This is a genomic window from Autumnicola edwardsiae, from assembly GCF_031846505.1.
Lineage (GTDB): Bacteria > Bacteroidota > Bacteroidia > Flavobacteriales > Flavobacteriaceae > Autumnicola > Autumnicola edwardsiae.
In genome coordinates this window covers 14,498-28,131 of sequence record NZ_JAVRHP010000043.1, presented here as the reverse complement: position 1 = coordinate 28,131, position 13,634 = coordinate 14,498, and the positions used below count along the sequence as shown (strand labels likewise).

At 37.2% G+C, this 13,634-nt stretch carries 11 protein-coding genes and 1 pseudogene; all 12 read left to right on the top strand.

The features are described from left to right. A pseudogene (locus tag RM529_RS09765) lies at positions 1 to 274 on the top strand (hypothetical protein); the annotation flags it as partial. Between the two features lie 60 nt (positions 275 to 334). Further along, a complete protein-coding gene (gene gmd / locus RM529_RS09760; protein ID WP_311484613.1) occupies positions 335 to 1,447 on the top strand; it encodes a GDP-mannose 4,6-dehydratase in 1,113 nt (370 codons plus the stop codon). Positions 1,448 to 1,456: 9 nt separating this feature from the next. After that, entirely contained in the window at positions 1,457 to 2,596 is a 1,140-nt protein-coding gene (locus RM529_RS09755) for a GDP-L-fucose synthase family protein (protein WP_311484612.1), read from the top strand. A 107-nt stretch (positions 2,597 to 2,703) separates the two neighbouring features. Beyond that, positions 2,704 to 3,978 carry an exopolysaccharide biosynthesis polyprenyl glycosylphosphotransferase gene (locus tag RM529_RS09750; RefSeq protein WP_311484611.1) on the top strand — a complete coding sequence of 425 codons (1,275 nt, stop codon included), beginning with the start codon at positions 2,704 to 2,706 and terminating at the stop codon, positions 3,976 to 3,978. Positions 3,979 to 4,026: 48 nt separating this feature from the next. Further along, positions 4,027 to 4,797: a polysaccharide biosynthesis/export family protein gene (locus tag RM529_RS09745; protein ID WP_311484610.1), complete on the top strand. Its 771-nt coding sequence runs from the start codon at positions 4,027 to 4,029 to the stop codon at positions 4,795 to 4,797. Positions 4,798 to 4,802: 5 nt separating this feature from the next. Next, the gene (locus tag RM529_RS09740; protein ID WP_311484609.1) at positions 4,803 to 7,139 is read left to right on the top strand and encodes a GumC family protein; all 2,337 of its coding nucleotides are present in this window, start codon (positions 4,803 to 4,805) and stop codon (positions 7,137 to 7,139) included. A gap of 50 nt (positions 7,140 to 7,189) precedes the next feature. Continuing rightward, positions 7,190 to 8,488 carry a lipopolysaccharide biosynthesis protein gene (locus RM529_RS09735; RefSeq protein WP_311484608.1) on the top strand — a complete coding sequence of 433 codons (1,299 nt, stop codon included), beginning with the start codon at positions 7,190 to 7,192 and terminating at the stop codon, positions 8,486 to 8,488. An 11-nt stretch (positions 8,489 to 8,499) separates the two neighbouring features. Beyond that, the gene (locus tag RM529_RS09730) at positions 8,500 to 9,411 is read left to right on the top strand and encodes a glycosyltransferase family 2 protein (protein ID WP_311484607.1); all 912 of its coding nucleotides are present in this window, start codon (positions 8,500 to 8,502) and stop codon (positions 9,409 to 9,411) included. Beyond that, on the top strand, positions 9,412 to 10,539 hold the full coding sequence (locus tag RM529_RS09725) for a hypothetical protein (RefSeq protein WP_311484606.1): 1,128 nt from the start codon (positions 9,412 to 9,414) through the stop codon (positions 10,537 to 10,539). It begins immediately after the preceding gene. A gap of 59 nt (positions 10,540 to 10,598) precedes the next feature. After that, entirely contained in the window at positions 10,599 to 11,534 is a 936-nt protein-coding gene (locus RM529_RS09720) for an NAD-dependent epimerase/dehydratase family protein (protein ID WP_311484605.1), read from the top strand. A gap of 57 nt (positions 11,535 to 11,591) precedes the next feature. Then, the gene (locus RM529_RS09715; protein ID WP_311484604.1) at positions 11,592 to 12,461 is read left to right on the top strand and encodes a hypothetical protein; all 870 of its coding nucleotides are present in this window, start codon (positions 11,592 to 11,594) and stop codon (positions 12,459 to 12,461) included. 58 nt (positions 12,462 to 12,519) lie between these two features. Continuing rightward, entirely contained in the window at positions 12,520 to 13,629 is a 1,110-nt protein-coding gene (locus RM529_RS09710) for a glycosyltransferase family 4 protein (protein ID WP_311484603.1), read from the top strand. Positions 13,630 to 13,634 lie beyond the last annotated feature (5 nt).

The window sequence follows — 13,634 nt, the reverse complement described above, 5'->3', positions numbered from 1 at the left end:
CAATATCGGTAATCAAAACGAATTTACCATGTTAGAGTTGGCAGAACTTATTATAGAATTAACCGGTTCGTCCTCCAGATTAGTATTTCGGGAACTACCCCGGGATGATCCAAAACAGAGACAACCAAATATTGCTTTAGCTAAAAAAAATCTTAACGGATGGGAACCGAAAATCGAATTGAGAGAGGGGCTTTTTAAAACCATAAGTTATTTCGAAAAACATCTTCAGAGTAAAAACGGTTACCGTCAAGTGCAATCCGTTTATGCAAAATAACTTTTACAGTCTCGGCTTAGACTCAATCAATATAGAATAATAACTTCAGTATAATTACAGATGAAAGTAGCATTTATTACCGGAATAACAGGTCAGGACGGCGCCTACCTCAGTGAATTTCTTTTAAAAAAAGGATATATCGTACACGGACTCAAACGTAGGACTTCCCTTTTTAATACAGACCGTGTGGACCACCTTTATCAGGATCCACATGTGGAAAAACGAAATTTTATCCTGCACTACGGCGATATGACCGATAGTACCAATTTAATAAGGCTCATCCAGGAAATTCAACCTGATGAGATCTATAATCTGGCGGCGATGAGCCATGTACAGGTTTCTTTTGAAATTCCGGAATATACAGGTAATGCTGATGGACTTGGTACCCTTCGCATATTGGATGCTGTAAGATTATTAGGTTTGGAAAGTAAAACCCGTATATACCAGGCTTCTACTTCAGAATTATTTGGCAAGGTTCAGGAAGTTCCCCAATCTGAAACAACTCCCTTTTATCCCAGGAGTCCTTATGCCGTAGCCAAACTTTATGCTTACTGGATAACCGTTAACTATCGTGAGGCCTATAATATGTTTGCATGTAATGGTATTCTCTTTAATCATGAATCGCCTGTAAGAGGAGAAACCTTCGTTACTCGGAAAATTACACGTGCGGCTGCAAAAATTGCCCTGGGGATTCAGAATAAATTGTACTTGGGGAATCTAGATGCACAGAGGGACTGGGGCCACGCCAAGGATTACGTAAGGATGATGTGGATGATTCTACAGGCAAAAGAACCTGAAGATTGGGTTATTGCAACCGGAAAAACTACTTCTGTAAGAGAATTTGTAAAAATGGCATTTTCTGAAGTAGGAATTGAACTGGAGTTTAGGGGACATGGAATAGATGAAAGGGGATATGTTCAATCCTGCTCCCATCCCGATTTTCAATTGGAAAAAGGAAAGGAAGTGCTGGTAGTGGATTCAAAATATTTCAGGCCAACTGAGGTTGAACTCCTTATTGGTGATGCAACAAAGGCTAACACAAAGCTGGGGTGGCAACCCGAATATGACTTACCGGCATTAGTTAAAGATATGATGGAGAACGACATAAAACTAATGCAGAAGGACCGACACTTGCAGGACGGAGGATATGAAATTTTTAATTATTACGAATAGACCTTATTAATGCAAAAGGATTCTAGAATATATATAGCAGGGCATAGGGGATTGGTAGGAAGTGCAATCCTTGAAAACTTGAGATCCAGGGGGTATGGTAATTTAATTACCCGAACGCACAGCGAACTGGACCTGACAGTTGAGAGTGCTGTATCTGAATTTTTTGAAATAGAAAAACCTGAATATGTTTTTCTTGCTGCCGCTAAAGTAGGAGGCATAGTAGCAAATAACGACTACCGTGCAGATTTCATTTACGAAAACCTGATGATTCAGAACCATGTAATACATCAGAGTTTCAGGAATAAAGTTCGAAAATTGATGTTTTTAGGGAGTACCTGCATTTATCCTAAAAATGCTCCTCAGCCAATGAAAGAGGAATATCTTCTAACTGATGTTCTTGAATATACCAATGAACCATATGCAATTGCTAAAATTGCCGGTATAAAGATGTGTGAAAGTTACAATTTGCAATATGGGACAAATTTTATTTCTGTAATGCCTACAAATCTTTATGGACCGCAAGACAATTTTGATCTCAAAAATTCTCATGTGCTGCCTGCATTAATTCGTAAAATTCATTTGGGAAAGGCTTTAGCTGAACGTAATTGGGATGTTATAAGAAGAGATTTAAATATTCGCCCCGTAGCAAGTGTAACTGGGAAGAATTCTAATAGTGAAATTTTGGAAGTTTTATCACAACATGGAATATCTTCTTCATCGAGATCCGATTCGGCCGTTTCTGTGGAGATTTGGGGTACGGGTAAAGCTATGCGGGAATTTCTTTGGAGCCAGGATATGGCCGACGCGTGTGTTTTTATTATGGAAAATCTGGATTTTGAGGATATTTTAGCAAGGCACGAGGATGAAGAGTCTAAAAAAAATCAGGTTCGTAATACACATATAAATATAGGAACTGGAGAGGATATAACAATAAAGGATCTGGCTTTTCTAATTAGAGAGATCGTAGATGCCCCTGTCAATTTTTATTTTAACTCAGAGAAGCCAGATGGAACTTTAAAAAAACTTACAGATCCATCAAAATTGCATAATCTGGGGTGGCAACATCAAGTAAAGCTGGAACAAGGAATTAGAAAAGTTTATAACTGGTACAGTAAAGAACCTGCCGGGGAGCAGGCCTTGAATGTATGAGTTTTCTGGGATATCCTTGAAGATATTATAAGTATATGCAAAAGTCAATTTTTATCATACCAATATCGATCCTTGTCCATTTGTTGATAATAAATGGCTGCCTTTATATGTTTACTCCCGAAACATATCTTGATAGGTATCATGTGCTCTATATCAACTTTTCATGGCTGCTCATAACTTATAGTCTGGATTTTTATCCTACGGGTAGAAAGGAGCGCTTTGCCACAAACTTCGCAAAGATGCTACAGCTTTATGTTATCTTTGGGTTGGCATATTTTGCTCTTTTTGGAATAACGCAGGAGCAAGTTTATTCTTCCAACTATCATACTTCTGTTTATCTCATCATCTGTTTATTGCTATTTATCTATCGATGGTTGTTTTATTGGATGAGAAGTAAATACAGATTAGAAGGGGGTAACTATGTAAATGTTGTAGTGGTAGGCAGAGATAAAAATCTCAAGAAAATAAGAAAGGTTTTTGATGAACCCGATCTGGGTTATCGCTACCTGGGCTATTTTGACAATGAACCTTCAAATAGCAATACATATCTTGGTCCCATTACAAACTGTTTTAAGTACGCACTAAGTAGTAACGTGGATGAGATCTACTGTATGGTATCCAAATTATCACAGGAGGAGTTAAGACATCTAATAACTTTTGCAGACAATAATCTAAAGAAACTTAAGATTATCCCTGACAATAAAGAAATTTTTACCCGGGCAATGTCTATAGAACTTTACGATAATGTTCCGGTGCTTAATATGAGAAGGACTCCCATTGACGGGCAGTATGCGCGTGTTGTGAAAAGGGCATTTGACATAGTTTTCTCTTCTTTTGTTATTGTTTTTGTACTGTCATGGTTGACTCCTATTCTGTACATCTTAATTAAGTTAGAGTCTCCGGGTCCTCTTTACTTTAAGCAGGAGCGTAACGGTGTAAACTGTAAAGTCTTTTGGTGTCATAAATTTAGGTCGATGACAGTGAATAAAAATTCAAACACAACGATGGCTAGTCGCAATGATGTGAGGGTTACCAAGATTGGAAGGATTCTAAGAAAAACAAGTCTGGACGAGCTTCCACAATTTATAGATGTATTTCTTGGCCATATGAGCGTTGTGGGCCCCAGGCCTCACATGCAGAAGCATACGACGGAGTATGGTTCTTCTATAGATAAATATCTTGTAAGGCATTTTGCAAAGCCTGGAATTACAGGTCTTGCCCAGGTTAGGGGCTATAGGGGAGAGATTGTGAAGAAGGCAGATATTATTAATCGTGTACGCCTGGATATTTTTTATCTTGAAAAATGGTCTCTCTTATTGGATTTAAGCATTATCTACCAAACAGTTTTTAATGCTATAAAGGGAGAAGAAAAGGCTTATTAATTCAGCAAAAATGAAATCAAATATAACTAACGCTAACTAACGAATTTTATGAAATCCAGAAATCTGATTTTGCTTTTATTACCTGTAGTTTTTTCTTGTTCCGGTTCCCGGGATCTTACTTATTTCAGCGATTTTTCAGATAATGAAGTGGTCCACACTGAAAATATTCCGTTAGTAGTTGAGGAGCCGGTAATTCAGCCTAGCGATATTCTAAGCATTAAAGTTAACAGTTTAAATCCTGAAGCAAATGCACCCTTTAATAGAAATCCTTCAACTACGACTGAAGGAAACTCTTCTTCGGGAGGTGTAGAAGCTGGTTATCTAGTGGATAGTAGTGGGAATATAGATTTTCCAGTACTGGGTTCAATAAAAGTAGGTGGATTAACAAAATCAGGAGTGAAGGAAAAACTTACCGCTCTGCTATCAAAATACCTGGGTGACCCTCTAATCACGGTGCGTTATTTAAATTATCGGATTACGGTAATTGGGGAGGTGAATAATCCTTCCACATTTGTCATTCCTTCTGAAAGAGTAAGCATCATAGAAGCAATTGGTATGGCAGGTGATCTGACAGCATACGGTAAAAGAGATAATGTTCTGCTAATTAAAGAAGCTGAAGGGGTGAGGCGTGCTGTGAGATTAAATCTAAATCAAAAGGAAGTTTTGAATTCTCCATATTTCTATTTGGGTCCTAATGATGTACTTTATGTAGAACCGGTAGCGTCCAAAAAGGAGCAAGCTAGTTCAGCAAGAAATAATATCTCCCTGATCTTATCAATAATCTCTGTAGGATCATTGATTTTATTAAACTTAAATTAATTAGAATGAACCAACGTGATCTCAATTCGGGAAAAGCAGACGGAAAAGATATACGTAAGATAATTTCGGGTTATCTGAAATACTGGTATTTTTTTCTCATAGGTATCTGCATTTGTGTCGGCTTGGCTTTTTTATATCTCAGGTATAAAGCTGTTCCACAGTACCGGGTAAATAGCACTCTTTTAATTAGAGACAAAGATAAAGGGGAAGGAGCTTCAAATTTTGAATCATTTGGTGACCTGGGATTAATAAAACCTTCCCGAAATGTTCAGGATGAAATGGGAATTCTTTTATCTGTCGGTCTTATGGAGGAGGTTGTAAGAGAACTGGATTTACAGGTTGGTTATTTTCTTCCAGGACAGTTTGACGATGTTCAGGTTTATGTCAAGGATCTTCCGATAATTGTCAATATAATCGATTCGTCTATTCGTCCCGGAACTAGTCTTGCTATAAAATTAAGAGATGATGAGAGTTTTCAACTTAGAGAAAATAGAGAAGATGAATCAGGAAATTTCACTGTTCACCGCTTTGATGAGGTTGTACAAAAAAGCTATGGTACTTTCAAAGTAAAACGGAATACAGATAATCCTGTTTCAAAAATAGAAGGGACAATATCTGTTGAGATTCAAGCTGTAGAAAGCATGGCAGATATCTATTCTAGTAAACTCAGCGTAGAACCCGTAAATGAAACAGGTAGTCTGCTTTCTCTTAGTCTGCTGGACCCTCTTCCAGAAAGGGGAAAAGACATCATGAAAAAGCTTATTGAAGTTTATTCTGAAAAATCTTTAGATTATCGGAACCAACTTGCAATGAATACTATCAATATGATCGATGAGCGTCTGGCTTTACTAACAGACGAGCTTACAAACGTTGAGAAAAATGTAGAAGACTACAAGCAACGCAACGAGTTAACTAATGTAAGCTCTGATGCCGAATTATTTTTACGGAGGGCAAGTGAATCTAATAGCCAACTGGCAGATTACCAGACACAAATAGATGTACTTAATTCTATAGAAAGTTATCTTCAGGAAAAAGGCGATAATGCGCCGCTCGTACCAAGTTCTCTAAATATTGAAGATCCTACATTGGTCAGTCTTATTTCCAGACTAAATGAACTTCAACTTAAAAAAAGAAGTTTACTGCGTACTACTCCTGGAGATAACCCCCTGATTGTAGAGTTAAATCAACAATTGGCGGACCTTCGTACAAGTGCTTTGGAAAACCTGAAAAATATTAAAGGGGGATTATTAATAGCACAGAGAAACCTTCGGCAAAATTCCCGACAGTACGAACATCAGGTACGTAAAGTTCCTGCAGCAGAAAGACAGCTTCTGGCAATAAATAGGGAGCAGAGTACCAATCAGGACCTTTATTTGTATCTCTTGCAGAAGAGGGAAGAAGAGGCGCTTGCTTTGGCAGCCCCTATTTCCAATATGCGTATTGTGGATGCACCAAGGGCAGGTGGAATACCTGTTAGCCCCAATAAAACTTCGGTATACCTTGGAGCATTGATCTTTGGACTTTTTCTTCCCTTTTCTGTTGTATATGCCAAAGAAAGGATTAACGATAAAGTCCAAACCAGGATGGATATTGAAGAATATACAGATGCCACTATATTGGGGGAGATTGCGTACAACAAAGAGAAAGAAGTACTGGTAGCAAAAGAGGAAAAGAGTACTCCCGTTGCGGAACTTTTTCGTCTTATTAGGTTTAATTTAAAATTTGTTTCGGCAGGAAGAAAAAACAAAACTATTTTAATTACTTCAGGATCCCAGGGAGAAGGAAAGACATTTTTTAGTATAAATCTTGGGAGCAGTTTAGCGTCTTCAGGTAAGAAAGTAATAGTGCTAAGTTTTGATCTCAGAGCTCCAAAACTAATGAGAGACGTGGGGCTTTCTGATGAATTTGGAATATCCAACTACTTAATCGATGATCAACTTCAGGTGAAAGATTTGATCATTCCATCTCCACATTCAGACAATTTATTTTTTATAGGATCAGGCGCGATACCACCAAATCCGGGGGAACTAATGCTTAATGATAAGATTGGCGTTCTGCTAAAAGAATTGGAAGATGAATTTGACTATGTTATAATAGATTCTGCACCTATAGGTAGAGTAGCTGATGCCTTTGCTCTGGCTCCCTGCGCAGATTCTACTATTTACGTAGTGAGACAAAACTATACCAAAAAATCAGATCTTAAGATTATTCAAGACATTTTGACGAATAATAAGGTAAATCGTCCCATGGTTGTGCTAAATGGCACAAAATCTAAGGAAGCATATGCTTATGGATATGGTCAAAAGCAAGCTCACATATCACGAAAAACTGTCAATGCTTAGTACGGTCTAGAACGAAAATTCGTATTAGAAGTAAAAATTGTTATATTAAATTGAGAATTGTCTTAGAGCAAATTAGTCCCTATTTTACTAAAACTGCTCTTAAACCAGTAGGTCAGGTATTGGGTTCCCAAATGATGGGAAAAGCTCTTGGCTTTGCCGTAAGTATAATTTTAGTTAGAGAACTCTCAAAGGGAGATTATGCTATATATACTGTGCTCCTGACAATTCAGGGAATGTTACTGCCGCTCTCCAATTCCGCTCTTTTTATTGGTTTTAAAAAAATTGGAGGTGAAATTTGGAACGATACTGCACGAATGTCCAGCCTTATTAAAACTGCACGTCAAATTGCGCCTTTTATAATAGGATTAGCTTTTTTGCTGGTAGGAGGATATGCGGCTTATATTTTAATTGAACAGGAGATCTCCATAGGTAGAATTGCATGGTTTCTGCTTTGTCTTCTATTAATAGTTATTCCTGAAGTTCAAACGGCTTTCCTACGGACAGCTATGTTGTTGCAAAAGGAGGTAGGCTCGGTTGAAATTTCAGAACTGGTAGGGCATATAGTACGATTCGTTGGAATAATTGGAATTTTGCTTTTTCTTGATATAGATTATATTATTGCAGTAATATTTCTAATAACCAGTATAAGTTCCTGGTCTTCTTTTTTTTACGTTAAAAGAAAAGGAGATCAGCTCGGTCTATTGGGTGGCTCTCGGGTAAATCCTGATTACAAGAAGGTGCTCATTTATTATATCAAAAATAATTGGCACAATTCTGCTTTTTTTGCTTTTAAAGGGCAGGTGTCAATATTCCTGCTGGGTGTTTTCGGCACAACAGAATCACTTGCAGAAATCGGAGCACTGGCAAGATTCGCTTTGTTATTTACGATAATATCGGCTCTTTTCCGCAGTATTTATGCACCTGCCTTTGCTCGGACTGCAAATGGCGCCCGACTAAAGAAAATGTACGTAGCCTCCCTTCTGGTGTCTCTGGTGATATGTGGAATAGTTATTCTGGCTGTTGCTTTATTTCCGAATCTTTTTTTGTGGATACTTGGCTCCGGCTATGAGGATTTATCCTTTGAGCTGTTTCTAATGATAATAGGTGGTTCAATAGGATTTCTAATAGGAATTGTTCATAATATGAATCTCAATAAAGGTTGGATAAAATTTACTCCGCTACTTGAAATACCAACGGATATTGGAGGTATACTTTTAGGCATATTTCTTTTCGACATCACTACTTTATCAGGTGTTTTGTATATGGGAATTCTTTCAGGTAGTCTTAATCTTATACTATACTTATCAAACAGTATTGCTGGCCTGAGAGAGTATAACTCGCAGAATTAATATTTAATATTATGAAAATATCCATATGTATACCCACATATAATCGTCCCGATCTCCTAAAGGAGGCCATAAATTCATGTATTGAGCAAACTTATTTGCCAGATGAAATAATTGTGTGTGACGATTCAACAAATGATGAATCCAAATTGTTAATAGAATCTTTCCAAAATCAAACACATATTAATATAAATTACATGAAAAACAATCCTCCCTTAGGTCAGGCTGCAAATGTCAACAAATTGTTTGCAACTGCTAAAGGAGAAAAAATTGTTTTGCTTCATGATGACGATCTCCTGATAAAAACTGCCTTGGAAAAAATGATTAGTACTTTTGAGGCTGACCATTCCATAGATGCAGTTTATGGTAAGCAGTATATTATTAATGAGGATGGTGTAATTGACGAGAAACATTCCGAGCATCTCAACGCTTATTATTTTAGAACCTCCTATTATAGTGAAAATAGGCTTTCTCCCTTAGAGGCAGGAATGGTACAACAATTTCCAAATGATTGTTATATGCTGAATAAAGCTGTTATTAATAAGGTTCATTATCGAAATAAAAGTCAAATCGGGCATGCGGGAGATTTTGACTTTGGCTTTCAACTAGGTGTCCAGGGTTATAATTTGCATTTTATTAATGAATACACAGCTAAGTATAGAATAACAAAGTCATCTGTAGCCAGAAATGGTACGGATTCAGGATACCAGGCTTTCAAAATCATACGCCAGGCTGGTATAGCTGGCAAGAGTAAGAAAACGGACCCCGTAAATGTTGTCTTGAGAAGAAAGGCTCCTGTGGCAATCTTACAAGCGGCCAAAAAGGGAGAAAAGAAGGAAGCCTTAAATATTTATTTTAGTAAATGGCACAGAAGTAGTATTCTTACTCTGGGTGGAATGCGAAGAATGGTAAATATTCTATTCTAAATGAAAATTCTTTTTTTATGCCCCTGTCTGGAACCTGGAAAGGATGGAGTGGGAGATTATGTTACCCGGCTTGCTTTCAGTCTTTTAAATGAGGGACATATAGTAAGCTCAATTGCATTAAATGACCATTTTGTTTCTCAGGTTATAACAGAAGAAAAGAAACAAGGTAAAAAGGGTTATCAGGTATTGCGAATTCCTTCAAATTACTCTTTCAGTACTCGCATGAATGAAGCCGAGAATTGGTTGAACTCTTTTGAGCCTAGTTGGATAAGTCTGCAATATGTCGGTTTTGGGTACAATAAATATGGGTTGCCCATTGAACTCTTCAGTTTGAGAAGAAGAATGGGGGATACTAATTTACATATTATGTACCATGAACTCTGGTGTGGTACTCCCAGAGAGTCAAAGCTGAAGGAAAAAGTGCTTGGAACGCTTCAGAAAATTTTTATAAAAGGATTGTCTCTCGCCTTAAGACCTCGACAGATTTTTACAAATACACCTACATCTCAGAAAAATCTGGGAAGGATGGGGTTAGTTTCTCGCTTAACACCTGTTTTTAGTAATATACCCATAAATGAGAGAGGTCCCGATGATCACTGGAAACAATTAAAGGAGGAAAAAGATTTTAATCGATTTCTAGTTAAAAAAGAAGATTGGCTAATCTTAGGTTTTTTTGGCACTGTATATAATTATATGGACCTGAAAAAATTATTAGTACATGCGGCGATAGCCGCCACAAATACAAGCAAAAAACTAGGAATACTCTCCATAGGGCATGGAAGAGGACGGGACATAAGTAAATTGGCAGAAGAAATAAAAGCTTCCTATTGGCAAACCGGTACTTTATCTTCCTATTTAATAAATCAGACGATGAAACTTGTTGACCTGGGCGTAGTTACTACGAGAATAGATGGATTGAATAAAAGCGGCTCGGCTCTCGCATGGTTGGAACGGGGAATACCCGTTATAATATCCGAAGATGATAATACTTATGAAGAGGCAATGGCAAAACAGGGAGTACACCAGATTCACAATTCACAAGATATATGTCGTAGTTTGAATTCTAAAGGACAATTTAAGATCCACAATCATCTAAAGGAAACAACCGAGGCATATGCTAGCTTGTAATAATTAAATAAGTCCAATTCTATAACTATTACTATCTATATTTAATGAATAAAAAAAGTATGAATAATCCCAAAACTATACTGATAACCGGAGCTTCAGGGTTTTTAGGAACCTGGCTATCACGGGAAGCAGTTAAAGCAGGGTTTAAGATATATGGTATAGATTTGAGAACTCCTTTGCAGCCACAACTCTGGGAAAATTTTGCTACTGCCTCTCTGGACACTGTCGATCTCGAGCAATTAATGGAGGGCTGTACTTTAGATGCAATTTGTCATCTGGCAGGGGGGGCCTCAGTTTCGGCTTCGGTTAAGGATCCCTTTGGAGATTTTTCAAGTTTATTACCCGGTACGGCACGTCTTGCTACTTACTTGAAAAAATCACAGGCGCAGGCAAGATTTTTTCTTTTCTCCAGTGCTGCTGTATACGGTAATCCTGAAAGCTTGCCTATTACTGAGGATACTCCTATTAAACCAATTTCACCCTACGGAATACATAAAGCAATTGCCGAATCTTTACTTTGCAATTATGCCAGGATATTTGATCTTAATATTACTATTTTCAGGATATTTTCGGTTTACGGGCCCGAATTGAGAAAACAATTGATTTGGGATGTTAGCCAGAGAGCCCTTTCAGCCGAAGAAGAAGGAGTAAAATCCATTACACTTTTTGGTACCGGAGCGGAAAGCCGGGACTTTATGTATGTAAAAGATGTTTGTCAAGCAGTCCTAACAGTAATTTCTAAACCAGTTTCCAGTAAGATTCAAATTTATAACCTTGGTTCCGGGGTCGAAAGTTCTATTGCCGAAGTGGCAGAATTACTGGTAAACAATTTAGGGGTGGATATTAAAATACAATTTGATGGTATTGTTCCAAAAGGTGATCCGGCCAATTGGAGAGCAGATATTTCAAAGTTATTAAATCTCGGTTTTACTCCAAGATATAATTTAAATGAAGGGCTTCATCAGGTAGCTACCTGGGCTAAGGCCATTCACTAAAATATTCTAGAAGGAAAACCTTTTCAACTTGACTTTTTAATTTTTAGATCTAGTAAAATGATTACAGTTACAACTTTGGCATGTCATAGAGATATAGAAATGGTCCAACTTTCCCTAAAATCTTTTGTTCATAATTACAAAGATGATTATAGGGTGCATATATATGAAGACGGTTCTTTATCAGAAGCGGATAAAGAAAAACTAACAGCTATTCCCGGTGTAATAATTAAAGATAAAAAGGAAGTAGATGCTTTGGCAGATGAAGCTTTGCGCTCTCATCCTTTTTGTCGTCAATGGAGAGGTCAAAATGCTTTCACCATTAAGCTTTTCGACATGGCTGTTATGGAAAAAACAGATTATGTTTATTTTGATTCAGACGTTTTTTTCATCAAACCTTTTATAGGGCTAGATAGAAGCAAATATGATGAGGAAGACCTTGTGCTTATGAGCGATAGATTTGATTACTATTCTGTAAATTATTTTGAGAGATTTATCTATCCACGAATGAAATTTCCTGATAAAATTAATGCAGGCTTTTACTACGTGCGTAACGGGGCTATTGATTTTGATCTCTTCGAATGGCTGTTTAGTAAGGAAGAATATTTCCCTAGAGACAAAGAACCTTGGAGAGTATCTTTGGCAGATCAAACAGCCTGGGCCTTGCTTGGAGCTAACTCTAATGCATCAATATGGAAGAAATCGCAGGTGCTTATTCCAGCTTCTATGGATGAGATCAAGAGCGATACTGTTGCGGTACATCTTATCAAGCGTTTGGTTGAATTCGAAAGTATTTATCAAAAGATAGAGGAACTTATTTATCGAAGTAACTCTTCAATAGAAATTTTGCAAACACAGAAGCTTACATACAGCAATCCGGTTTCGGCAGCCCTGGAGAAGTTGAAATTTAAGCTCACGGAGAATAAGTAAATAAGTAGCTTAAAAAAATCAGCTGAGTAAAAAAGAGTTTAATCCATACAAATTATAAATGAAAATAGTAGTAATGGGTAATAATGCACTCATGGGAGGACTTATAGTTCATTATAAGGTGCTTTGTAAATATTTGAGAAATTCCGGACATGATCTTTTGCTTATTAATGTAAATAGTAGCAACACATCTGTTTTTGAAGATGACGAAATTACCGAGATATCTGTACCTTATATTACTAACTCTTTTGCACTGAAGCTCAAAAAATATTTCAGGTTAAGGAAAGCCTGTAAAATTGCGAAAGCGTTTAGTCCTAATCTTTTTATAGCTACTGGTTATGGTCATGGTTATTCCATGTTGGCAGCAGCATTACCATCTTCTACTTACAAGTTTTTTGAGGAAGTACATTTTGAGGCACATAATATTCCTCTTAAGCTTAAAATGGTGAAGGTTTTTGATGCCATAGCACCTCAAACAGAAGGTATGATCGAAGTTTTTAAAAAAAATGTGTCAGCAGATAAACCTGTAGCCTGGTTACCCTGTTTTTCCAAAGAATATGAGTCAAACAATTTTACGGATCTTCCCCCTGCAGGCGGCACTATTAAATTGGCATATTTCGGACGTCTTGAATGGAACAAGGGTATTAAACAATTTGTCTCGGCAACAAAAGAAATTTTTAAAAATAGTGACATTGTTCTTGATATCTACGGAAAGGGATCTGAAGCAGAATCTTTGCAAAAAATTATAGAAAGTGAGGGGTTGAAGCAAAAAGTGAAAATGAAGGGGTTTTATAAGGATGAGGATTTTTCCAGTATAATTAGTGCCTGTCATGGCGTTGTTATTCCTTCGGTTGATACTGAAGGGTTGCCATTAGTGGTTATAGAAGCTATGCGTTATGGTCGTCCAATTTTATGTACAACTATAGGAGCTATGCCGGAGGTGGCAGGAATTAATAAGGCAGGAATGATTGTTTCAGGAAAAAATGCAGAGCAGCTTGTAAAAAATCTTGAGGTGTTTGTACAGAGAATAAAAACTGAAGGTTTTTCGGCCCAGGGAATTCACCAGGTCTACAAAAACTACTTTAGCAATGCAGCGTTCTGGAAAGTCTGGGAAGAAATGTTACAAAATCCAAAAGTCTATTTTACTGCTGAGACTCAGTTAAAGAGTTAGTCTTA